At 56.6% G+C, this 21,810-nt stretch carries 23 protein-coding genes; 10 read left to right on the top strand and 13 right to left on the bottom strand.

Annotation, left to right across the window (positions count from 1 at the left end; genetic code table 11):
* Positions 1-7: 7 nt before the first annotated feature.
* Complete coding sequence (locus tag SIB73_RS10395; RefSeq protein ID WP_413405344.1) at positions 8-784, top strand: SDR family NAD(P)-dependent oxidoreductase; 777 nt, start codon at positions 8-10, stop codon at positions 782-784.
* A gap of 341 nt (positions 785-1,125) precedes the next feature.
* Here SIB73_RS10395 and SIB73_RS10390 read toward each other — a convergent pair whose 3' ends face one another.
* Both SIB73_RS10390 and SIB73_RS10385 read right to left on the bottom strand, forming a co-directional pair.
* Positions 1,126-2,046, bottom strand: a complete 921-nt coding sequence (locus SIB73_RS10390; protein ID WP_413405346.1) for an alpha/beta hydrolase — start codon at positions 2,044-2,046, stop codon at positions 1,126-1,128.
* A 1,049-nt stretch (positions 2,047-3,095) separates the two neighbouring features.
* Positions 3,096-3,299 (bottom strand): hypothetical protein, encoded by a 204-nt coding sequence (locus SIB73_RS10385; protein ID WP_413405348.1) that lies wholly within the window; start codon positions 3,297-3,299, stop codon positions 3,096-3,098.
* Positions 3,300-3,697: 398 nt separating this feature from the next.
* Between SIB73_RS10385 and SIB73_RS10380 the strand changes: the two genes are divergently transcribed.
* Positions 3,698-4,474, top strand: coding sequence for a hypothetical protein (locus SIB73_RS10380; RefSeq protein WP_413403484.1), 777 nt, complete (start codon positions 3,698-3,700; stop codon positions 4,472-4,474).
* Positions 4,475-4,959: 485 nt separating this feature from the next.
* Complete coding sequence (locus SIB73_RS10375) at positions 4,960-5,565, top strand: hypothetical protein (protein ID WP_413405350.1); 606 nt, start codon at positions 4,960-4,962, stop codon at positions 5,563-5,565.
* On the opposite strand, the gene SIB73_RS10370 is transcribed toward SIB73_RS10375, so the two are convergent.
* The 10 genes from SIB73_RS10370 to sufR all read right to left on the bottom strand — a co-directional run bounded on the left by SIB73_RS10370 (position 5,559) and on the right by sufR (position 12,501).
* A complete protein-coding gene (locus SIB73_RS10370) occupies positions 5,559-5,717 on the bottom strand; it encodes a hypothetical protein (RefSeq protein WP_413439594.1) in 159 nt (52 codons plus the stop codon). The genes SIB73_RS10375 and SIB73_RS10370 overlap by 7 nt on opposite strands.
* Before the next feature lie 73 nt (positions 5,718-5,790).
* Entirely contained in the window at positions 5,791-6,681 is an 891-nt protein-coding gene (locus tag SIB73_RS10365) for a hypothetical protein (protein ID WP_413405354.1), read from the bottom strand.
* On the bottom strand, positions 6,678-7,145 hold the full coding sequence (locus SIB73_RS10360; protein ID WP_413405355.1) for a hypothetical protein: 468 nt from the start codon (positions 7,143-7,145) through the stop codon (positions 6,678-6,680). Before SIB73_RS10360 ends, SIB73_RS10365 begins: the two co-directional genes overlap by 4 nt.
* 48 nt (positions 7,146-7,193) lie before the next feature.
* The gene (locus SIB73_RS10355; protein ID WP_413405357.1) at positions 7,194-8,414 is read right to left on the bottom strand and encodes a phospholipase D-like domain-containing protein; all 1,221 of its coding nucleotides are present in this window, start codon (positions 8,412-8,414) and stop codon (positions 7,194-7,196) included.
* Between the two features lie 50 nt (positions 8,415-8,464).
* Positions 8,465-8,647, bottom strand: a complete 183-nt coding sequence (locus SIB73_RS10350; protein WP_413405359.1) for a hypothetical protein — start codon at positions 8,645-8,647, stop codon at positions 8,465-8,467.
* 10 nt (positions 8,648-8,657) lie between these two features.
* On the bottom strand, positions 8,658-9,731 hold the full coding sequence (locus SIB73_RS10345) for a DUF4912 domain-containing protein (RefSeq protein ID WP_413405361.1): 1,074 nt from the start codon (positions 9,729-9,731) through the stop codon (positions 8,658-8,660).
* Between the two features lie 194 nt (positions 9,732-9,925).
* Complete coding sequence (locus SIB73_RS10340; RefSeq protein WP_413405363.1) at positions 9,926-10,684, bottom strand: phycobilisome rod-core linker polypeptide; 759 nt, start codon at positions 10,682-10,684, stop codon at positions 9,926-9,928.
* A gap of 93 nt (positions 10,685-10,777) precedes the next feature.
* Positions 10,778-11,368 (bottom strand): phycobiliprotein lyase, encoded by a 591-nt coding sequence (locus SIB73_RS10335; RefSeq protein WP_413405365.1) that lies wholly within the window; start codon positions 11,366-11,368, stop codon positions 10,778-10,780.
* A 78-nt stretch (positions 11,369-11,446) separates the two neighbouring features.
* Complete coding sequence (locus SIB73_RS10330) at positions 11,447-11,797, bottom strand: hypothetical protein (RefSeq protein WP_413439593.1); 351 nt, start codon at positions 11,795-11,797, stop codon at positions 11,447-11,449.
* 29 nt (positions 11,798-11,826) lie between these two features.
* A complete protein-coding gene (gene sufR, locus SIB73_RS10325) occupies positions 11,827-12,501 on the bottom strand; it encodes an iron-sulfur cluster biosynthesis transcriptional regulator SufR (RefSeq protein WP_413405367.1) in 675 nt (224 codons plus the stop codon).
* Positions 12,502-12,972: 471 nt separating this feature from the next.
* Between sufR and SIB73_RS10320 the strand changes: the two genes are divergently transcribed.
* The 7 genes from SIB73_RS10320 (at position 12,973) to SIB73_RS10290 (ending at position 19,895) form a co-directional block, all read left to right on the top strand.
* Positions 12,973-13,284 carry a hypothetical protein gene (locus SIB73_RS10320; protein WP_413405368.1) on the top strand — a complete coding sequence of 104 codons (312 nt, stop codon included), beginning with the start codon at positions 12,973-12,975 and terminating at the stop codon, positions 13,282-13,284.
* Positions 13,281-14,720, top strand: coding sequence for a Fe-S cluster assembly protein SufB (gene sufB, locus SIB73_RS10315; RefSeq protein WP_413405369.1), 1,440 nt, complete (start codon positions 13,281-13,283; stop codon positions 14,718-14,720). The genes SIB73_RS10320 and sufB overlap by 4 nt, the downstream gene beginning before the upstream one ends.
* A gap of 53 nt (positions 14,721-14,773) precedes the next feature.
* Positions 14,774-15,562, top strand: a complete 789-nt coding sequence (gene sufC, locus SIB73_RS10310; protein ID WP_413405371.1) for a Fe-S cluster assembly ATPase SufC — start codon at positions 14,774-14,776, stop codon at positions 15,560-15,562.
* Positions 15,563-15,564: 2 nt separating this feature from the next.
* Positions 15,565-16,761, top strand: coding sequence for a SufD family Fe-S cluster assembly protein (locus SIB73_RS10305; protein ID WP_413405373.1), 1,197 nt, complete (start codon positions 15,565-15,567; stop codon positions 16,759-16,761).
* Positions 16,758-18,026 carry a SufS family cysteine desulfurase gene (locus SIB73_RS10300; RefSeq protein WP_413405375.1) on the top strand — a complete coding sequence of 423 codons (1,269 nt, stop codon included), beginning with the start codon at positions 16,758-16,760 and terminating at the stop codon, positions 18,024-18,026. Before SIB73_RS10305 ends, SIB73_RS10300 begins: the two co-directional genes overlap by 4 nt.
* An 89-nt stretch (positions 18,027-18,115) precedes the next feature.
* The gene (mtnA, locus tag SIB73_RS10295) at positions 18,116-19,228 is read left to right on the top strand and encodes an S-methyl-5-thioribose-1-phosphate isomerase (protein WP_413405377.1); all 1,113 of its coding nucleotides are present in this window, start codon (positions 18,116-18,118) and stop codon (positions 19,226-19,228) included.
* Positions 19,215-19,895 carry a class II aldolase/adducin family protein gene (locus SIB73_RS10290; RefSeq protein ID WP_413405379.1) on the top strand — a complete coding sequence of 227 codons (681 nt, stop codon included), beginning with the start codon at positions 19,215-19,217 and terminating at the stop codon, positions 19,893-19,895. Before mtnA ends, SIB73_RS10290 begins: the two co-directional genes overlap by 14 nt.
* On the opposite strand, the gene SIB73_RS10285 is transcribed toward SIB73_RS10290, so the two are convergent.
* Positions 19,880-21,790: a prolyl oligopeptidase family serine peptidase gene (locus tag SIB73_RS10285; RefSeq protein ID WP_413405381.1), complete on the bottom strand. Its 1,911-nt coding sequence runs from the start codon at positions 21,788-21,790 to the stop codon at positions 19,880-19,882. The two genes, SIB73_RS10290 and SIB73_RS10285, sit on opposite strands and share 16 nt — an antisense overlap.
* Positions 21,791-21,810: the final 20 nt, after the last annotated feature.

Raw genomic sequence — 21,810 nt, 5'->3', positions numbered from 1 at the left:
GGGGATCATGGACCTTGAATTAAAAGGGAAGGTGGCGCTCGTTACAGGTGGAAGCCGCGGTATCGGTCGTGCAACTGCATTACGTTTTGGTTCCGAGGGATGCAGAGTGGCGATCTGTGCTCGCGGTGAAGAGGGGCTTCATAAAACGCTCGGAGATCTCAAGGCTTTAGGTGTGTTGGTTTTCGGTGTAGTGGCCGACATGTCGATCGCGGGCGAGGCTGCTCGATTCGTTGCTGAGGCAGCCGAAGCGCTTGGAGGAGTGGATATGCTCGTAAATAATGTTGGTGGCTCAACTAACAGCACATTCGCTGAAGCCTCTGACGATGACTGGGTGAAAACCTTCGACCTGAATCTCTTCCACTCAGTGAGGGCGACTCGAGCATCATTGCCATACTTTCGCAAGCGAGGAGGCGGAAGTGTCGTCACGATTGCGTCGATATCTGGTTGGAGACCAGCACCAGAAAAAGTAATTTATGGGGCGACCAAAGCAGCTGAGATTTTCCTATCAAGTTCTTTAGCTTGGGAGCTATCTGCACAGAATGTTCGCGTAAACACGGTTTCTCCTGGATCGATCGACTTCCCAGGGGGCACATGGGAGCGATTTAGGAACCAAAATCCTCAAGATTATGCCGCCTTCGTAAATAGGGAGTTTCCTGCGGGGCGGCTTGGCAAGGCCGGAGAAGTCGCCGACGTCATCGTCTTCCTCTCCTCACCCAAAGCCAACTGGATTAATGGGGCCCACATTCCAGTCGACGGTGCTCAGGGGCGCCCAACAGTCTTCTGACCTAATCCACTAAGCCGAGATCGTGGTTGGATATACGCTTACGTTTAGTCATAACTAGTGAAGTCAAAGAGAACTTTGACCAGATTATCTGTAGTGAATCAATTGGAGATTTCGCTTGGCGAGGTGCAATCCCAATCTGAAAACAGTCGCCGATGTGTGGTTGGCGTCACAGTAAAAATCGCCGACTGGAACCTGAGCAATAACTGATCAAATTCCAGTTGACTAGTGGTAGCCGCATCCACGTTGGATTGAAGGCTTGCGGCAAGACATTGAGAGCAAACTTTCAGAAATCCATTGACCAATGCAGTTCAACAACTGGCCACTGGCTAAGGACAGCTCCGTTAACCATGCCTTTTCACAAAAGTGCCGATCTCCTCAATTGCTGTAGTGGCTTCTGGGAGGTACGGAGCGAATATATGCCAGACATGGGGCATGTCGGGATATACGCAAAGTGTGACGTCGATACCCGCCACACGGGCCTTCTCAACGGCTTGTATCGAGTCGTCAAGAAGAACTTCTGCGTCGCCAACTTGAAATAGCAGAGGTGGAAGGCCTGCAAAGTCGCCGTAAAGCGGCGAGACCAGCGGATCTTCAAGTTTGCTGTTGCCTTGCAAATAGATGTCAGCAGCCCTTCGCATCCCGTCGGGGCCCATTCTGAGGATCGGGTCGCGAGCGGCTCGTGTGCGATGGGAGTTGCCCGTTGCAAGAAAGTCGGTTGCGGGTGAGATCATGACCGCGGCATTTGGGAGCGGCAATCCGCGCTGCTTTATTGCCAGCAGAAGAGAGAGTGTGAGGTTACCGCCAGCTGAGTCACCCGCCACAAACATGCTCCGCGCCGAGCTTGCGCCGCCTGGTCCATTCTCGCGAAGCCAGCCGTAGCAGATGAGGCAGTCGTCGAGGCCCGCAGGGTAAGGATGCTCTGGAGCGAGGCGGTACGCAATGGAGAGAACGGCACAGCCCGTTGTGGCCGAGAGGCGCGCTGAGAGTGGACGGTGTGAGTCAAGACTGCCAGAAGTCCAGCCGCCGCCGTGGATGTATAGGAGCCGTCGCTTCGGGTCAGCGCCGGAGGCAAGCAGCCATTCGCAGGGCACGTCTTCAACACGAGTCGGGAGCACCTCGGCTTCAAACTCACGCTGTGAAGGGTGCAGTTCACCAAGGCGATTAAGCAGGTGCCGACTGTCTTCGATATCAACAACGGCACTTGCTTCAGCGGCAATGGCCTCAAGGTGCTTGATGACGCTGGCGAGTTCTGGGCTAGGCATCGGCAGATAGTCGACTTTAAAAATAAGACCTAAATAGATGGAAGGTTGAGAGAATTCAGCCTTTACGGGCAATGTTGACCATAGATGTAATTGTGAAACATCCCTGGCAGGAGCCCCTTAAGCAGCGACAGACGAGTGTCTTTTGAGTTCGGCTGCATTCGTATCATCACCAACACGAATTGGCCTGATTCCACAACAACCTACTGAGTACTCTCAAAGAGAGCCGTCCTATCTATTGCTAGTAAATTGAGTGGATGCAAATATATGTGCAACAGGTTTTTTCTTCTATAAAGGGTATTGAAAGCGCCAGTAAAGGTTCTTTGGCTAAAAACGAACCACTTCGCTCTGATATCTGTAGTGAGTACTGCACAGCTGCTATTGATCGCAATGGCTTTCGGTTCTGCTCTTTCGACTCTTTGGGCATGGAGAGTGGGCACTTCTCAAAATCAAGGAGAGGACTCGTGATTACTCCTGCTTCTTTGGTTTGGGCAAAGATTCTCAGGCTCTTATTTGGTCGCCAAGTCGACAAGAGCTGATGTTAAGCAGCTGGCAACGAGCAACTTGCTGACAAGATAGGCTGCAATTTTGATGCTGTATGTACCCACTCGGATCAGTGATGTGTTTTCGTTCTGAGCCTACGAGGATGAGTACAGGTGACTTAAAACTGTAAAAGCGATACTTCTTATGGCTGCAATATTCGCAAGCGTGGCGATTTCGGGTTGCAGTGGTGGAATACAAGCCTTGTCCGAGCCAGAACAGTCAGTCCCATCGACTGTCTCTGAAGGCGACTCGCCAGAAGCCACGAAATATGAGATGCACGAAGCATTTTTGGCAATTCCCTTATCGAAAGGGGGCATCGCACATGATGCTTTGCAACGAATACTTCCGGTAAGTAAACCCTGCAGCGGGCAACGCTTCCAGCCGCCTGACTTCTGCATGGCCTCCCAGGCTTCGATGGCGTTGTGCCTGTAGTGGCCTGGGCTACATCTACATTGCTAATGATGAAAACCACTAATAACTGGTCACTCTTTTCTCAATGGAGAAATATCTCAATCTGAAGCATCAAGACGCTTCACTTCCTCTACAAACTTTTCTCCACTGTGAGAATGCTCCCGATGTTTTTCGTTGGGATGGCTGTGTCGTTCCTCTGCACTGCCTTGCTTCAGCGGCTCTTTCTCTCGATGTATAGGATCAAGACGTTCAAGATCAGCTTTGTTTGGGCGTCTGCCGGTTTGATGATGTTCGTTGCTCATATCAGTTGCTCTCCCTGCGAAATGAGGCTGGCCCCTGGTCCTTCATAAGTTCACTTGTTTCGTTATCAATTTTCTTGAGTGCTTCATCTTTAATAGTATTTGTTGACAAGTGATTCACGCTGCGATTTCGCTCTACTTCGACGTTAAGCGAACCAGCTTTAGTGCGATGTTGCTGATCACTCTCGTGACGATTCGCATCTTGGCTCTGATTCATAGGGGTGAATTCAACTCTCCATTAAATAGCCAAACCTGAATCCACTGCCCCTTTCTTCTCAGAGACCTCTAAGAGATGCCAGTAATTTGCTCGTCCATGCCCAGAGCTTGTGGTTTACAACGCTTCCACCCGCCTGACTTCTGCATGCGGGAACATTTAGCTTTCAGCTCAGCAGCTGTAGAGCTTGGAACTGGGTCGGAAGGCAGCCGCTGCAAATCCCTGCTACATCAACACAACCAGTCGCACTTCTATGGGCCTGTCTTGGTTGAAACCCTCTGCTGCTCTGTTGCTGGGGGCAGCCCTGATGGGTGCGGGCTTCCCTGAGCCGGATCCCAAAAGAATGGTGGGCACCTGGGTGCTCACTGATAACGAGAACGTGCCATTCAATTTGATCCTGCGGCCTGATGGCAGTTCTCTCACGGTGACCGGCAAACGCCACCCCGATGTCGGTACTTCGCAGCGGATGACACGTAACCAACTTCTCGAGAACGGTAACTGGCAGACCTGGGGTAATGGCATCCGCTCTACCTATTCAGATGGCTGGACTGACACGATCCAGATCGGCCCTGCAGGAGCGGTGCAGTGGTCATGGAAGCCAGGATCTTCACTGAATGACGGCCCTAGCAATCACGGCAAAGCTGTGCAGCTGAAAAGCCCGGTAATGAACTGGGTGGGGGCCTACAAGCTAGAGCCCATGCAGCAAGAAAAGCCGCCCTATCTGGCAGTTCTCACCTCCTCAGGGATGGCCTTCAACAACATCGATCAGGTGGCTGATGGTTCCTGGTCGCTGACAGGCAACGGCAGCGTGCTGATCAAGTGGACCAGCGGCTGGCGCAGCCTGATCAAGCCAACCGCTAATGGCATCCCTGGCCCTGAGGAGAGCTTTGCAGTGCAGCATTGGCGCCCCGGGGTGCCAACCAGCAAGCCAGCCAACGCCAACCGCAGCGGTGTTCGGCTCTAATCGCCAGTGATGCAAACGCGGCAGGCCGTTACCAAGCATCTCTGCCTTCCTGGTGGTTCATCAACCAGCTGACACCGTTCTTTGGTGCGTGGCGGTCAACAAGTGGCCTGTCTTTGTTCGGCATCGGTGGAGTCTGGCGAAACCGTCTGCCCACCAAGCGAAAGACCGACTGCTCTATGAACAGCGGGTCGATCCCTATAGATACTGGGGTTCAAGGCAATTTTTATCTGTTCGTGCGCAGAAACGTTCGTAGAGTGGATGAAATTGCATACGCCTCGCGATGGATCTATCGCCCGCTAATGGTTCAGCACTGCTGTGGCGATACCACTCCGCAGATGCGGTGCGATATGCGATTACTGCGGCTAATCGCTGTTGTGAAAATCTCTCTTAAATCAGCGCACGAGATACTTGTCGTAAAAACTGATTGCAAATTTCCTGTCTTGGAAAGTTTATTGCTAGAGCAAGGCAAGTAAGCCAATGATTCCGTGCAATTTACCTCTACTTTGTTTAGGGCAGTTTTTCTTGTGGGAGTATCTTTGTCATTTTCGTCAACTCCTCTCTCGGCTAAGCCAGGCCTTTTCTGTGGGCCTAGGCCCTATCGTTGCACTGACCTAGAAGGTTGTTTTATCAACAACGTAAAACAACCTTGTGCCTATGAAAGCGGAGGGGCAGCCCTTGGAGTCCTGGCCTTTAGGCAGGGAGAATTTGAGATTAATTACAAAGACGACAAAGCTAATACTGCGTGGGTTGTTTATGGGAAGAATCGAGAGTTCAACGCTAATGCAACATTTTATGAGGATGATGGTTGTAGGGTGATGAATCTAGATGATGGTGTAGTCGTAAAGTTTCCAGTTAAGGCAGGCTCTTGCAGGGCTAATAAAGTGCATAAAAATATAGGGGATGCAATGGTGGACGACCCGCCAAGCAATATACGCGCAACCCCTAATGGAAAAATACTTTGCTCTGTAACTGTCAAAGATCAAAGCATACCCATCTTAGGAAAAGAGGGTGAGTGGTTTAAAACTAATTACTGCGGTTCAACAGGTTATATCCACCAAGATCAGGTTCTTTTTAGTTTTAGGCCTCATTGACTCTTCCGTCTCTCGGCAGGCCTTAAAGCGGCGACATACAGGTCATTGCCGCAGAGCTGATGGAAGGCCATCAGATGGTGGAGCTTCTGACGCTCGGCTTCGAGGTGGAGTCCGGAATCGGTCCCTGCGAAGCCTTCGAGTGGAATACCCATTAACTGTGGGGGATAGGCGTGGGTGCATGCCAATGCGATTGGATGCGGCTCACATCGGCGAAGCCGCGGCGGGTCAACCCGTGAGTCCAGACAGTGCTGTGGTGATCGCTTCGCGGTGATCCCGTTCCAGTTGTTGCTGGATGGCCAGGTCGCCGTCGAATAAATCCAGATACACCTGCTCCAGCCGTGATCGAGCCGTCACCGGATCAATGGCATCCATCTCGACGCAGACCTCCTGATCAGGTGTGAAACCGTGGCGGGTCAGAAAAGCGCGTGTCCGTGTGTCCTGTGGGTTCGGTGCCCTGAGAGCAACGGCATCACCCATGCGAGCCAGGTCTTCGATCCGAACCAGTTCCCGACGCCAGATCACAGCGTCCTGTTCCAGATGGCGTTCAATCTCAGCCTGTGCTGCTCGTGGCCAGTCGCAGCAAGAGGGATCGAAATCCGCCGCCACAATCACCTGAACCATCTGGCCGGAATCAATCCAGCTGCTGATCTTCTCGGCGGTGTCCTTCAGATATGTCGCGGAGCCGTAGCCCTTGCAGGCCACAACGTCAATACCATGCCGGGCAGCGTGTTGTCGATAGACAGGAACCTGTCCTGCCTTCTCCACCATCAACAGCGGTCTGATCTCCTGATCTCGCCAGTAATCAAGGCTGAAATAAAGGGGAGCGGTCTCAGCGAATCCAGCAGGGTCAACCCACCGGGGTTGGCCGTAATCAGATCGCGACCGATCAACGATGCAGCCCCATGGGATCTCTCCCGATTGCCGCAGCTCCAGAACACGGGATTGGATCATCCTGTAATTCGTTCTGGCTCCGCCCTTGTCCTTCGTGATGAATGGCAGCGCTGAGCTGATCACTGCCTGGTAGTAGAGGCCTCGGACAGTGACGGGGGCCAGCCTTCTGGCCATGGCCACCAGATGATCCCGCAGCAGATTGGAATTCTGTGGCGACAGTCTCATGACGCCACCTTCTGGAGATGCCGGATCCGCTTCGTGACCCAGGCGGGGTCGCGATCAACACGGCGGGCTAGTTCAACCTTCCAGCCTCGCGGCATGATCCCTGCTGCTTCGTCAGCAAGGCACTTCAGGATGATCTCGTCAGCCTTGGCTTGAACTCGGGGATCAAGGCATGGCTTCCGGGTTGACCCCTTCTTCTTATTAGGTGCCGCGGTGATCGGTCCTTCGATCCTGGTTCGAACCCGCTCGGGCAGAGCCAGGGATTCAATGGGCAGTGTGTCCGGATCGGACTTGAAAAAATTGACTTCTGGATCCTGCTTCTGAACGGGGTAGCCCTCAGGCAGGTGCTGTTCCATCGGCAGGACGCAGAAACCACAGACCAGCCGATTGCTGGGCTTGGAATACGCGAGATTCCCGCAGTTGGGACAGGTGAACTTCACCCGGTCGCGTCTGAGTCTGATGGTCATCGATCTGTCGCAGCGGAGCGACAGGTGCAAGGTTCGCGGATTGCTTACCTACAGCACTGTTTTGTTGTCGATCACCGCGAACTTGTGATGGAGCTTGTCGCCGTTGGCCAGTTTTGGTGTTCCAACACTTTGCAGTGGTGTTTTGAGAGGGTTATTGCCTGCTTCAAGTTTGCAAAAGCGGTCGGGCAGTTCCAATCCAAGCAGATCCAACACTTCGGAAAAGGAACGTCCTGCGAAGCCTGGATCAGCCAACAGCCGAATTCCCACACCAGCTTTCAGTCGCTCCGCAAGAATATTAGTCAGTGATTGGTCTGAAAAGACAAACAGCGCCATATCAATATTCCTCTGCGCTGCAGTCAGCTGCTCACCGATCAAGTCGAGGCCGTGTCCGGGGAGTTGATCGGAATGCGGTGAAAACAGAACTTTGATCTGTACGCCATTGGCTTCAACGGATTGCACGCCGCGGTTGTTTTTGCCGCGTCCGAACCGACTGTTCCTCTGGCCTCCAGGTCCATCTCCCCACATGCGTTGAAATTCTTCTCGGAACAGCTCAGCAAGTTCGGCGCTTTGGATGCTCAGCTGGTGATTTACATTGCCGCGACTGCGGGATACTCCCGCATCTCCATGCATTCCCGAACTGGTGAAGTTTGCACTGCCGGTGATCACCAGAGCCCGATCCACCACCAAGAACTTGTGATGCATCAGGCCGCTGCCTCGGCTCCCATCTTCGGTGTCATCGATCATCGGTATCCCACTACGTTTCAGCAGCGCAATGGCATCACCTGCCAGCCGTTCCTCAGCCGTCAGCCGGCCGTCGCGATTGCTGTCCGAGAGCAGCTGCAATTGCTGGAGTCGGCGTCTGTTGTGAACTGTCAGATCGCTGGGATGCTGTTCCGACCAGGGGCTGCTGTAGTTGTTTTCCAGCACAACCTGAACCTTCACTCCTCGCCCCTGTGCGCGAATCAATGATTCAGCGATTTTCGGCAGTGTGAGTTCCTGAATTGCCAGCAGCACTTCCTCCCTGGCTGAATCGATCTGTTGGATCAACCGTTTCTCGAGGTTGTCGCCGTTGCGCCAACCTCCGTTTAGGGGATCGCGGTAGCGGCTGGAAGCCCGATGATTGAAATGCAGCTTGAAGCTCTGCGGCAGTGGAAGTTCAGTTTCGTTTGGTCCGACAATTCGCCCCGCCTGGCTGCAACCAAACATCAGTGACGTCAGAAGGGTCAGCAGGACCTTTCGTCTGGTCTTTTGGAGCAGCCTGACCAGCATGCTCTGCGCTTCGGGTGCTGTAAGTGTTCCACCGCCTTGTGGTGAGGTCTTCAGTGGGGCATTTCAGAGGTTCGAAGCATGCCGACAAACCAGAGGCTGCTGAGAACGAGTGCCACTACAACACCCGCACCGATCCCCATCCTTGCCATCGTCAGAGGGACAAGAACAGGGAATGCCACAGCCCCTGCCACGGGGGTGACCGCCACAACCAAGCGCAGGGCTTTTCGGTTCACTCCCACAGAATCAGAACCACTCGGCTTTGGCTTCGCTGGCAGGGTTGCTGTTGTCTTCGGGGGTGACGCGCTCGAAATTGAGCGTGATGTTTCGCTTCTGTTCACCATCGGCAGCTGTTGCTTCAACGGCATACATCTGCTCGCCGTCACGGAATGGAACCTGAATGCGGAAGGTTCCATCGCTGGACAATGGCACTTCTTCTCCGCCGATGGTGAGTCGGGCGGAAGGATCAGTGGCGCCGTAAACGATCAGCTCGGCATCTGCCACCAGCCAGAAGGTGCGTTGGCGAGGGGCGACTCCTCCCAGGCCGGATTCACTGCGGCCGCTGGCCCATAAACCAGCACCGGAATCAGAAAGGCCTCGCTGATCTCCGGAGAGAGAGTCATGCTCGTGAAGAACCTCCGATCCGACTCTGCGGCTGCGGAAGTGGGTCGTCGCACTTTGGTAAAGGCGCTCATGCAAGCCACTGTCGCTGGGCTCAAAGGTGGGTGAGCTGATGGGCGCTGGAGAAGGGGCGGTGGCTTCGAGGCTGAAAGGAACGAACTGATCGAGGATCTGGTCGCTGGGGTGCAGTGCCGGCACCCTGGCCACGGACGAGAATGCGAGGGAGATCCATTGGCTGCCGGAGCGGAAGCCGAGCTCCACGCGGTAGTCACGATCACAGAGAGGCACCGGCAAATACCACTCGGTGCTGTGGCTGTCGACGGGCACCTCCTGGAGTGTGTGGGGATGGGCTGAGCCGTCCTGCAGGCCTGTCACATCGGCCAAGCGGAGATTCAGATGTGCGGCACCCTCGCTCTGAGCGCGGCGACGATCGTTATCTGAGATTTCCCAGAACACATAGGCCCACTGTGGATCTCTGGGAAGAAAAACCACGCGAGTCTCGGACTGGGGCCGTGACGGTGGATTCAACTCGGCTTCAATGGCCTTGAGATCGCCGCCACGACGTTCCTGTTTTTCGGCGATGGCGGAGACCAGGTCTTCCTTGCTCTTGCGGCTGTAGAGAGTAACGCCAAGATCACTGGCCATCTGACGCAGCTGACGCAGGGTCATGCGGGCGAGGGATGTGATGGCTTGCGTCACGGTCGGGCTACCGGGTTTCTTTGGGATCAGTTTGCTGGAAAGTCCCGCTTTTCAGGGTGCTTGTTCGCCCGTGGTCAGCATCTTCTGACTGCATCACCTGCCGGGACCGCATCCGGCTCGATCCTGAGGCTGCGCACGAAAAAGCGGAGCTCCACAGGGGGCTCCGCTCAGAAGTCTTCGGCTGGGAAAGCGATTCAGCGGCCGATGCTGCGGTATGGAACTTTCGACAGATAATCCATGTCGAGATTGCCTTCGGGTGAGGCTGAGCCTGCGGCGGCAATGCCTCGGACCCAGGGAAGATAATCTTCGCTGAATCCTCCACGTCTGCGGGTTGCGCGTGCGGGCAGGCTCTTCGCAGTGCCGGTGTAGATGATCTTGGGGAAACCGAGAATTCCCCGGTAGTACTCGTCGTAACGAGGTGTGGTGATGTTGAAAGGGGTTTCGCCGAGCTCGCGGCCGGGAAGCACCCGGTTGCGTTGATAAGGAACAGTGTCGTAACCGAAGGCTTCGAGATATTCCTCGCTGTCAAGAAGGGCATCAACAATGCCTTCGACACCTTTGGTCGCGATCACGATCGACCACGAGATTTCTTCGGATCGTCCGTGGGTCTTGCGGCCGAGGATTTTCTGGACAAGGTGTCGAACCACTTTGTAGTTCGAATTGAAGCCATAGAACGTCCGTTTAAAGGTGTCCGACAGACACAGCCCTCGGATGAAATCACGAACGGTGATCTGCCCGTCACGCAGTTGTGATTCGAGGAAGGAGTCGCGGTCACTCTTGAACGCGTGAAAGAAAATCTGGCGGTAAGCCGATTCGATCACCGTTTTGATGTTGTCAGCGTCCATCGAGATGTCCATCTGAAGGGAGCGCTGTGTCTCTTCAGAGGCAACGTTCAGGGCTGCGACGCGGTTGTTCTGCGTCGTTGGTGCGTACTGAAGAAGAGGAATGGCCACTCGAGTCGGAACACACTGGCTGGATCGTATAAGTGCGAGTCAACACACTTCAAAACTGGCTTCGGCCTACTCACAGTCCGTAACAGAGGACACTCACCAGCCGAAGGGTGATACGAGCGCTGTCATCCCCTGTGAGCCGGTCGATGAGCTGTCGTTTCTGAGCCTGGTTTCCACGCAGAAGGATGCGTTGTTGGACAGTCCTTCAACGGTGTTGGAACGAATGCGTACATCAGGACCAGAGAAGCTGAAGCGCTCCCAGACCGTCATCATTTCGTAGCTCGTACAGAGAATCAGACCATCTCTGTCGTCCATGTCGAAGGTCGACGTTGCAGGAGCTTTTTCTGCGTAGCCCTGGTCCCTGAGCAGGGTGCCAGAACGGGCGGTTTCACTGTCTCCGATCAAGGCGAAGCAGGTTTCGCCATCGTGGGCATCGCCATCGCGGTCCCAAGCCATCGAGGCGCTCCAGCGGACGTAGCTGCCGCCGATTATCAGGCCAGGATCCTTGTCGTGCTGCTTGGCCATGGCCAGCAATCGCTCGTCATTGAGTTCCAGGTCCTCGACCACGATCAGCGAACCACCAGCCTCGCTGCGGCGGTGTAAGAGGTGGTGCACGCTGCGTTGTGAACGCCAGTTTCCACAGCTCAGCCGGAAAAATGTCGGCGCGTCGGGGATGTCCAGGGTCATCGGCTGTGGACGATCTGTTATTGATGATCGCAGGGGAGAGATCAGAATGCGACATACGTCATCGTTGAAGCGATTCGTTCACTTCGATTCGGACAAGCGTTGACGGCTGTTCTCTTCTGCGTGTTTGATCAAATTGTTGAGGTTGAGCTCCAGTGGGGTGAGCTCAAGCTGTGTGGCCAGCTCCTCAAGCTGGCTTGCAATCAAGGTGAATTGCATCATCAGCTGTTCTCTGAATTCTCCATCGTTGGCGAGTTGAGGCTGGCGATCACACCAGTCTTGCCAGCGATCACGGGTCGGTAAAGGACCCTGCTGCAACGGCATGGCAATTTCTTGGAATGTCGCCAGGCAGTGGGCCTGGAGCCGTAGAAGGTGGCGGTCCACCACCGGCAGAAGGGTGGCGTCAATTTGTTCGATCTGCTTTCGGTCCAACGGGCCTGCAGCAGGCTCTGGGTCCATGCTCACGGGCTGGATCCTGGTTTGGATTCCTTGGACGTTGTGCTGAACGGACTGATCTGAAACCCGCATGAATGCCCGGATTCCAGCCGCCAGTGCACCCGTTCCACATGACAGTCGGGGAAGGTCATGCGAATCAGTTGAAGTTCCTGATCGCAAAGAGCCGGAAACTCTTCAGCGATCCTTTGCACGGAACAGTGAAATTCATTGATGCACCAGCCGACACCACTCTCGGCTGGAACCATTTCGCTGACATATCCCTCGTGACTGCGCAGATTCACCAATCTGCGAATGCGTTCTTCGAGCGGTCCATCGCCGAGCTGATGTTTGTATTGATGGGCTTTTTCCTGAGCCTGGCGGCTGAGCAGAGTGGCCAGTGTTTCCGGCGGCAGACTGGTCGTCATCGACTCAAGCAGACTCAGCGCAAAGGTGTCACTGCCATCTGGGAAGTGTTGATGCCCCCGCTGTGTGAGTCTCCATTGGTTGGAAGGTCGGCCTGGCCCTGCTGCTACGGGACTCGCTTCCACCAAACCTGCTTCCTCCAGGGTGCGCAGATGACGACGCATCGCCTGAACGGAAATTCCCAGTTCATTGGCTAGATCGGCAGCACTGATCTCACCGTGCCTAAGGAGCAAGGTGAGGGTCGCTTCACGTGTGGGTGCCTGAGCTGCCGCGCCCATGAGTTCTGGCCGATGGTTTCACCATGCCACGGGATCGGTGCAACTGACTTGGCTCGCCCCCGGCTTGGATTTGAGACGTATCGCTGAATCACTGCGCATCGATTGAAGACTGCGCTTGTCTTCCGCGATCCGGTTCTCTGGGACTGATCGGAGCCAGCCCTTGGCTTGTTTGAGTCCGTGGCAGGCATGAATTGATCCAAATCAAGTCGTTCACTGGCCTGCCGCGGGTATCAACTGCTGCCTGGCCCTGTCCCGACCTCCCGTGGCTCCTCGTCTGAAGCTGGCTCTTGATGGAAGCTCTTTCCCCAGTCATCTGTGGTGGCTCCGCGACAGCCGTCTTTTCCAGCTAGAACAACTCTCCGTCACAATGGTCACATGGTCGGGTGATGGAACCGTGCTTTAGGCTCCAAATACGAAACCATTTTGTTTCGTATCTCCCTGGCTACGACCCTTTTGCCAACGTTCATCTCCATGACTGATGCCATGACTGGCAATCGAGTGCCGACCTCGGAGAAGTTGGAAGTCATTCACGAATTTGCCGGGATTTGCGCGAAGCGAACCAACACCATTTCCTGTGGAGAAGAGGGCGCTACAGCAGCTGCTCGGGAAGGTTTCACTCTTTGCAAGCAGATGTTTTCGGCAGCCTTGCATCAACGAGCGCCCAACCTTGAGCACGAGTTGTGCCGTTCCGCGCTGTTTCTGATTGAAGAAGATTCTTTCCGCAGGTCAGACCGCAGTGTCTCCGTGGAAACGATTCAAGCCTTGGCAGGTCGATTGATATGACATCCACTTCCACGCAGGATCTAGTCAGCCAGCCGTACAAATACGGCTTCGTGACTGATATTGAGACTGAAAAAATTTCCAAAGGTCTCAGTGAAGAAATTGTTCGACTTATTTCCAGCAAAAAAGAGGAGCCCGAGTTTCTTCTCAGGTTCCGGCTCAAGGCCTACAGTCATTGGCTCACCCTGGAAGAACCTGACTGGGCTGAGCTGGGATACGACCCAATCGACTACCAGAACATCGTCTACTACGCGGCTCCAAAGCAGCAAGTCAAAAAAAGCTCACTCGACGAAGTTGATCCAAAGCTTCTCGAAACGTTTGACAAACTCGGCATTCCCCTCAGCGAACAAAAGCGCCTGAGCAATGTCGCGGTTGATGCTGTGTTTGACAGCGTTTCAATTGCCACGACCTATAAGGAAAAACTCGCAGAGCACGGTGTCGTGTTCTGCTCTTTCAGTGAGGCTGTCAAGGAGCATCCGGAACTGATTGAGCGCTACCTCGGTTCTGTTGTTCCCAGTAATGACAACTATTTCGCAGCCCTCAACTCTGCGGTTTTCAGCGATGGCTCCTTTGTTTTCATCCCAAAAGGAGTTGAATGTCCAATGGAGCTCTCCACATATTTCCGGATCAATTCCGGGGATACTGGGCAGTTCGAACGCACCCTGATCGTGGCGGAGGAAGGTGCTTCCGTGAGCTATCTCGAGGGCTGCACGGCCCCGATGTTCGACACCAATCAGCTCCATGCCGCAGTGGTTGAACTGGTGACGCTTGATGATGCTTCGATCAAATACTCCACGGTTCAGAACTGGTATGCCGGTGATGAAAACGGTGTTGGTGGTATCTATAACTTCGTCACCAAGCGTGGCCAGTGCCGCGGCGCTCGCAGTCGTATCAGCTGGACCCAGGTGGAGACCGGTTCGGCGCTGACCTGGAAATATCCCAGTTGTCTGCTTCAGGGAGCTGATTCCGTTGGTGAGTTCTATTCAGTGGCTCTCACCAACAACAAACAGCAAGCCGACACCGGTACGAAAATGGTTCACATCGGTGCCCGCACCCGCTCCACAATCGTCAGCAAAGGAATCAGTGCCGGCAAATCCAGCAACAGTTACCGCGGGCTGGTGCAGATTGGGCCCTCAGCCAAGGGAGCGCGGAACTACAGCCAGTGTGATTCGATGCTCATCGGAGACCAGGCAGCCGCCAACACCTATCCCTATATCCGCTCCCAGCAGCCGGAATCAGCGATCGAGCACGAAGCCAGCACCTGCCGTATCTCAGAAGACCAGCTCTTTTATCTGCAGAGCCGCGGCATCGGTTTCGAGGAGGCGGTCTCCATGATGGTCAGCGGTTTCTGCCGAGATGTGTTCAACCAGCTGCCGATGGAGTTCGCAGCCGAAGCCGACAAATTGCTGGCTCTAAAGCTAGAAGGCTCGGTGGGTTGAATTCTCCTTCCCTGCGCCTGCTCTAACGGTCATTTGCTCTTTTCTTCTCAACTGTGATTCGCTCCGACGCCGAGCTGCTTCTCGACATCAACGATCTGCATGCATCCGTTGAAGATCAGCCCATCCTCAAAGGCGTGAATCTCCAGATCAGAGCTGGTGAAATTCACGCGATCATGGGTCGCAACGGCAGTGGCAAGAGCACCCTCTCGAAGGTTCTGGCCGGCCATCCCGCTTATCAGGTCACCGGTGGCAGTGTCCGCTATCGCGGTGAAGATCTCTTTGAACTGGAGGCGGAGGAGCGTGCACGCCTCGGTGTGTTCCTCAGCTTCCAGTATCCGGTTGAGATCCCCGGCGTCAGCAATCTGGAATTTCTGCGCGTGTCCACCAATGCTCGGCGTGAGAAGCGGGGCCAGGAAGAACTCGACACCTTTGACTTTGAAGACCACGTGCGCGAAAAGCTCAAGGTGGTGCAGATGGATCCTGCCTTCCTCGAACGCAGCGTCAACCAGGGCTTCTCCGGTGGCGAGAAGAAGCGCAATGAAATCCTGCAGATGGCCTTGCTGGAACCGGTCGTGGCGATTCTTGATGAAACCGATTCCGGTCTTGATATCGACGCCCTGCGCATCGTGGCCGGCGGCGTGAATCAGCTTTCCGGTCCGCAGAACGCAACGATCCTGATCACCCATTACCAGCGGTTGCTCGATGAAATCACTCCCGACTACGTGCATGTGATGGCTGCGGGCCGCATCCTGCGCACCGGTGGGCGTGATCTGGCAATCGAGCTGGAGAAAACCGGCTACGACTGGGTTGATAAGCAGCTCGCTGCCGAGGGAGTGGCCTGATCATGGTGAGCAACGTACTGGCACCGGTGCAGCAGCGAGGACGTGAAGCCCTCCAGCGTCTGGGCTTGCCCACCCGTAAACAGGAAGCCTGGAGACTCACCGATCTCAAACGACTTGGGGAGATCGCCGCACTCCCGGAGGTCAGAGAAGCTCTCGACATCGTTTTGCCGGAAGTGGCTGAAGGAGTGACGAGGATCGTGCTGGGCGCGGAGTCGGATCCCCTTGATGGAGTCCGTCTTCCAGAGGGGGTGACATCACTCACAGAGGCCGAGTTGCATTATCACCTTGGACAGTCTCTCGACCATTGCGGTTGCTCTCAGGCCTGGCCTGTGCAACTGAACCATGCCCACAGCCGGCAGCTGCTGGCGCTGCGTATTCGCGGCAAAGTTGCGCCTCTGGAACTGGTGTTGCCCACGTGTGTTGGTCTGACCGCCACAAGAGTGTTGCTGCTGCTCGAGTCGGACGCCGAACTGGAACTGTTTCAGGTCTTTCCTGCCGAGGGATCTCCTCCGGACGTACATCAGGCTCACAGTCACGTTCTGGAAGTGCATCTCGGTCAAGGCGCCAGGTTGGATCATGGTGTTCTCGCCAGTGGTTCAGGAGATGCATCGTTGATGGTGCATCTGGCCATCGAGCAGGAGCCTGGCAGTCACTACGGGCTGACGAGTGTCTGCCGCGGCTGGCGATTCGGAAGGCTTGAACCGCGCGTGTTGCAACTGGACGGCCAGGCCACCACAGGGATCCATGGCCTGTCGATGACAACAGCGGAAGAACAATTTGCGACGCACAGCAGCATGCGTTTCGACGGCCCTGAAGGGGGACTTGATCAGCTTCAAAAAGCTGTTGCAGCTGATCGTTCCCACAGCATTTTCAATGGCGCCATTCAGGTGCCCAGGCCGGCGCAGCGCACTGATGCATCCCAGCTCAGCCGCAGCCTTCTGCTCTCACGCCGTGCGCGTGTGGATGCCAAGCCTGAGCTGCAGATCATCGCCGACGATGTGAAATGTGCACACGGCGCCACGGTAACTCAGCTGCAACAGGAGGAACTTTTCTACCTGCGAAGTCGTGGAGTTGACGCCGATGAAGCAGCTGCCTTGCTACTTAGGGGATTCTGCTGCGAAGTGGTGGATCGTCTGCCAGCAGCGGTCAAGGCCTGGATGGCCTCCGGAGCAATCGCTGACCCCTCTCGACCCTTATGACCACTCTTTCTCGCGATATCGGTGTCTCTTTAGCGGAACGGACCCGTGCTGATTTCCCGATTCTCGATCAGCGATCCGCCCAGGGCGACCCTCTGATCTACCTCGATCATGCCGCCACCAGCCAGAAACCCCGGGTTGTGCTGGAGGCGCTGCAGGCCTACTACTCCTGTAACAACGCCAATGTGCATCGAGGAGCACACCAGCTCAGCGCCAGAGCCACCGAGGCCTTTGAAGCGGCCCGCTCCACCACTGCCTCTTATGTCGGGGCGGCGGGAGCTCAGGAGATTGTGTTCACCCGCAACGCAACCGAGGGCATCAATCTGGTCGCCCGCTCCTGGGGCGACGCCAACCTGCGTGAAGGGGATGAGATCCTGCTCACGTTGATGGAGCACCACAGCAACCTGGTGCCTTGGCAGCTGTTGTCACAGAGAACCGGTTGTGTTCTGCGTCATGTGGGCATCACTGAAACCGGTGAGCTCGATCTCGACGACTTTCACTCCAAGCTGAGCGATCGCACACGACTGGTCAGCCTCGTGCAGATCAGCAACACGCTGGGTTGTCGCAATCCTCTTGAGCTGGTGATTCCCGCTGCCCATGCTGCAGGTGCTCTGGTGCTGGTGGATGCGTGCCAGAGCCTCGCCCATCACCCCACGTCGGTCGCGACTCTGGATGCTGATTTCCTCGTGGGTTCCTCACACAAGCTCTGTGGTCCCACAGGGATGGGGTTCCTGTGGGCCAGGGAAGCTCTTTTGGAATCGATGCCGCCTTTCCTCGGTGGTGGGGAAATGATTCAGGACGTCTATCTGGATCACAGCACCTGGGCCAGCCTTCCATACAAGTTCGAGGCCGGCACTCCCGCCATCGGTGAGGCCGTGGCAATGGGCGCTGCGCTCACTTATCTCACGCAGATCGGACTTGACAACATCGCCGCATGGGAAGCCGAACTCACGGTGCATCTGTTCAATCGCCTTCAGATGATTGACGGCCTGCGCATTCTCGGACCAACTCCTCAGCAACAGTCAGGCCGGGGTGCTCTTGCCACCTTCCTTGTGGATGGAATCCATGCCAACGACATCGCCGCCATGCTCGATCTGGCAGGAATCTGCATCCGCAGTGGTCATCACTGCTGCCAGCCTCTGCATCACCACTACCAGGTCACGGGTTCAGCCAGAGCCAGCCTCAGCTTCATCACAACGACGGCGGAGATTGATCGTTTCGCCGATGAGCTTCAGGGTGTCATCAACTTCTTCCGGGATAACGCCTGAGTCCTGTCTCAGGTTCTTTGACTGGTTTGCGTCAACAACCGCTGTAAAGCGGACAGGCAGATTGGCTCAGGTCTCTCCAATCGATCCGGATGAACATTGACGGTCAGGCCTGGCGCACCATCGGACTCGAACCGGATGGTCGCTCGGTCTGGGTGATTGATCAGACCAAGTTGCCCCATCGCTTTGGAACTCGAACCCTCTGCAGCTGTGAGCAGGCGGCTGCGGCCATCAGCACCATGGTGGTTCGTGGCGCTCCATTGATTGGGGTGACCGGCGCCTATGGCCTGATGCTGGCCCTGCTGGAAGATTCCAGTGATGCTGCTTTGGCGGCTGCTTTTGACCAGCTCAATGCCACGCGCCCCACGGCTGTGAATCTGCGCTGGGCTCTGGAGCGAGTGCGAGATCGTGTGCTGCCGCTGTCTCCGTCGGGACGGGCAGCTGCCGCTCGGGAGGAGGCCGGTTTGATCGCTGATGAGGATGTGGCCATGTGCTCCGCCATCGGTGACCACGGTCTGGAGATCATCAAGCGGCTTGCGGCGGCCAGGCCGGAGGCCCGGAGGAACAGGCCATTTCAGGTGTTGACCCACTGCAACGCTGGCTGGCTGGCCACGGTTGACTGGGGAACGGCGTTGGCTCCGATTTACAAGGCCCGACGAGCCGGCCTTGATCTTCATGTCTGGGTGGATGAGACCCGCCCCCGCAATCAGGGTGCATCGCTCACGGCCTATGAGCTCGGTCGAGAAGGAATTCCCCACACGGTGATAGTGGACAACGCCGGAGGTCACCTGATGCAGAACGGTGAAGTGGATGCGGTGATTGTGGGAACGGACCGCACCACTCGCCGCGGAGATGTGTGCAACAAGATCGGGACCTATCTGAAGGCCCTGGCGGCCCATGACAACGCGGTGCCGTTTTATGTGGCTCTTCCCGCATCAACCATCGACTGGAATCTGGATGACGGGGTGCGGGAAATCCCGATTGAAGCCCGGTCCCCCCAGGAGGTCACGGCGATTCAGGGCCGCCTGCTCGATGGATCAGAGGCAGGCACTCTTGCCCAGGTGCAGCTCACACCCGAGGGCAGCGACGGCTTCAACCCTGCTTTTGATGTGACGCCTGCCCGGCTGATCACTGCGCTGATCACCGATCGGGGTGTGGCGGATGCCAGTGAGGAGGGGCTGAAGAGTCTTTATGGCTGTGGCTGACCACCGCGAGGATCAGGCGCTGCGTCAGCAGCTGGTGAATGTGGCTCGCCGCATGAACAGCACAGGGCTCAACCAGGGCACGTCCGGCAATCTGTCAGTACGGATTGAGGGAGGGATTCTGGTCACTCCCAGCTCCCTTCCCTATGAACAGATGGAGGCCGATGATCTGGTGGCGCTGGATCTGAGCGGTCATCCCCTGCGCGAGCAGCAGCGGCGGCCCTCATCGGAGTGGCGCCTGCATGCGGATGTGCTTGCTGGTCGTTCGGAAGCGACGGCCGTGGTTCACTGCCACCCAATTCATGCCACTGCACTGGCCTGCCATGACCGTGGCATTCCTGCGTTTCACTACATGGTTGCGGTGGCCGGCGGTGATGAGATCCGCTGCGCCCCTTACGCCACCTTCGGAACGAAGGAGCTTTCCGACAATGTGGTGAAAGCTCTCGGTCCTTGCAATGCCTGTCTGCTGGCCAGACACGGGATGGTGACACTGGGGAAGGATCTGGAGTCAGCACTGCGGGTGGCGGTTGAGGTGGAAACCCTGGCGCGCATGTATCTGCAGGCTCTCCAGGTGGGTGAGCCGCCAGTTCTCTCCGACGAGCAGATGCAAGCGGTGCATGCCCAGTTCAGAGGTCTTGATTACGGGCAGGTGGATCAGAGCCCGAGGTGATGCCGGAAGAAGCGCTCCGTTTCCTCCAGCACCTGCACTTTCACCTCACTGTCGCGGAAGCCATGGCCTTCCTCCGCAAAAGTCTGCACCTCGACAGCAAGTCCGTTTTTTCTGAGAGCAGCCGCCATCCGTTCCGTTTGCTCGGGAACCACCACCTTGTCCTGCAGGCCCTGGAAAAAGATCACCGGGCAGCGAATGGATTGCGCATGCAGGAGCGGTGAGCGCTGCTCATAGCGGGCTTGATCCTCAGGCCAGTCCCCCACAAGTGAGTCGAGATAGCCGGCCTCGAAGCGGTGTGTCTCGGAGGCCAGAGACTTGAGGTCGCTGACGGCGTAGCGGCATGCCCCTGCCCTGAAGACATCGGTGAAGCAGAGGCAGGCCAGGGTGGTGAAGCCACCGGCGCTGCCCCCTTCGATCGCAATCCGTTCTGGATGGGCCTTGCTGGCCTCGACAAGAGCTGTTGCTGCTGCTGCGCAATCTGTGACATCAACCACGCCCCAGCCGCTGTTCAGTCTTTCTCGGTAGGCCCGCCCGAACCCGGTGGATCCTCCGTAGTTCACATCCACAACGCCCCAGCCCCGAGTGGTCCAGAACTGGATGCCGAGGCTGAGGCCGCGGCGGGCCATGGCGGTTGGTCCGCTATGGCTTTTCACAAGGAGGGGAGTCTCGCTGCTGGCTCCACCCAGCGGCGGGTAGTACCAGGCGTGCGTGCGCAGGCCATCGGCACCTTCGAACCACAATGGCTCGGCGCAGCTGATGGCTTCGATCGGCAGTGCGGCTTCGCTGGCTGGAGTGTGCTGCCAATCACCGGTGGCCAACTCCAGCTCCAGCAGGCCCTGGCCGACGGAGGAGCTGCTGGCGATGACCACGGCCCGTCCCCCATTGGCATGGAGATCAGCCAGATCATCGAAGGGCTGATCGACGCTGCTGATCGTGCCGTCGCCCCTCAGCTGCTTCAGCTGCCAGCGGCCTTCAGCACAGATGGCTGCCAGCAACTGTTCGCCATCCCAGGCACTGGTGCTCATGCCGAACACCCACTGAGGCATTGCGGTTTCCGCCTGCATGGGCCATGGACGCTCCCAGTTGCTTCCGCTGAGGGGGTCGGCAAGCCGCATGAGGTTCCACCAACCACTGCTGTCTTCAGCAACGACCAGGCTGCCGTCGGGTTGCCACAGGGGCTGAAACACGGAGATGGCCTGTTCGGCGCCAGGTCGGCTCCCGGCGAGTGTCTGTACCTGCGTCAGCTCTCCATCCGGTGTGAGGCAGGCGCAACGAAGTTCGCTGGCATCCCAGGGCATGGCTGGCTGTCGCCATTCCACCCAGGCCAGCTTGTTGCCATCCGCGCTGAGTGCTGGGTAGCCAACGAAATCATCGGCTGCATGAAGCAGCTGTGGTTGTTGATCGTTCTGATTCAGGGCAACGCACACCAGATGGTCACGGCTGTCGCGCTCCATCACTCCCACCCAACGCTGCCGCTCCTGGTCAATCAGGCCTCCGCCCAGGGCCCAGGTGCCTGGTGCACTGATCCGGACCGGCTGAGTTTCCGCAGTGAGGGCTGCGCAATCCTCTCTGCTCAGTCCAAGCCAGGTCTGCTGCCAGAGGCAGCGGTCGTCATCATCGATCCAGGTCAGCAGCAGTTTGTCCCCCGTCAGGGCCACGGCCATTGGGCCACCGCCGTATTCGTGAATGCGGCAGCGCAGGTTGGCTGGGGCCTGCGTCAGCTCTTTCGCCGGTTTGTTGGTATGACGCCAGGGGCGGATCATGGCCGTTGTCCGGCCTTTTTCCTGAGGGCGCTGCTCCAGCCACAGCACCCAGTTCCCCAGAACTTGAGGTGCTTTCAGCGTCGGCTGGCGTCCGAGGGCGGTCCTCGCAGACAGGGGCTGAGAGCTGCTCATCGCTGCAATCGGATGCAAAT

The sequence above is a fragment of the Synechococcus sp. MIT S9509 genome (assembly GCF_047303035.1).
Taxonomy (GTDB): Bacteria; Cyanobacteriota; Cyanobacteriia; order PCC-6307; family Cyanobiaceae; genus Synechococcus_C.
This window is presented reverse-complemented; position numbering and strand designations above follow the sequence as displayed.

Bases quoted from the DNA above. Each gene is read 5' to 3' on its own strand.
- SIB73_RS10335 (WP_413405365.1), bottom strand. From the start codon at position 11,368: ATGACCCTGGACATCCCCGACGCGCCGACATTTTTCCGGCTGAGCTGT.
- SIB73_RS10305 (WP_413405373.1), top strand. From the start codon at position 15,565: ATGGTGAGCAACGTACTGGCACCGGTGCAGCAGCGAGGACGTGAAGCC.
- SIB73_RS10365 (WP_413405354.1), bottom strand. From the start codon at position 6,681: ATGAGACTGTCGCCACAGAATTCCAATCTGCTGCGGGATCATCTGGTG.
- SIB73_RS10290 (WP_413405379.1), top strand. From the start codon at position 19,215: ATGGCTGTGGCTGACCACCGCGAGGATCAGGCGCTGCGTCAGCAGCTG.
- SIB73_RS10370 (WP_413439594.1), bottom strand. From the start codon at position 5,717: ATGGGTATTCCACTCGAAGGCTTCGCAGGGACCGATTCCGGACTCCAC.
- mtnA (WP_413405377.1), top strand. From the start codon at position 18,116: ATGAACATTGACGGTCAGGCCTGGCGCACCATCGGACTCGAACCGGAT.
- SIB73_RS10285 (WP_413405381.1), bottom strand. From the start codon at position 21,790: ATGAGCAGCTCTCAGCCCCTGTCTGCGAGGACCGCCCTCGGACGCCAG.
- sufB (WP_413405369.1), top strand. From the start codon at position 13,281: ATGACATCCACTTCCACGCAGGATCTAGTCAGCCAGCCGTACAAATAC.
- SIB73_RS10385 (WP_413405348.1), bottom strand. From the start codon at position 3,299: ATGAGCAACGAACATCATCAAACCGGCAGACGCCCAAACAAAGCTGAT.
- SIB73_RS10300 (WP_413405375.1), top strand. From the start codon at position 16,758: ATGACCACTCTTTCTCGCGATATCGGTGTCTCTTTAGCGGAACGGACC.
- SIB73_RS10320 (WP_413405368.1), top strand. From the start codon at position 12,973: ATGACTGATGCCATGACTGGCAATCGAGTGCCGACCTCGGAGAAGTTG.
- SIB73_RS10360 (WP_413405355.1), bottom strand. From the start codon at position 7,145: ATGACCATCAGACTCAGACGCGACCGGGTGAAGTTCACCTGTCCCAAC.
- SIB73_RS10395 (WP_413405344.1), top strand. From the start codon at position 8: ATGGACCTTGAATTAAAAGGGAAGGTGGCGCTCGTTACAGGTGGAAGC.
- sufR (WP_413405367.1), bottom strand. From the start codon at position 12,501: ATGGGCGCGGCAGCTCAGGCACCCACACGTGAAGCGACCCTCACCTTG.
- SIB73_RS10355 (WP_413405357.1), bottom strand. From the start codon at position 8,414: ATGCTGGTCAGGCTGCTCCAAAAGACCAGACGAAAGGTCCTGCTGACC.
- SIB73_RS10390 (WP_413405346.1), bottom strand. From the start codon at position 2,046: ATGCCTAGCCCAGAACTCGCCAGCGTCATCAAGCACCTTGAGGCCATT.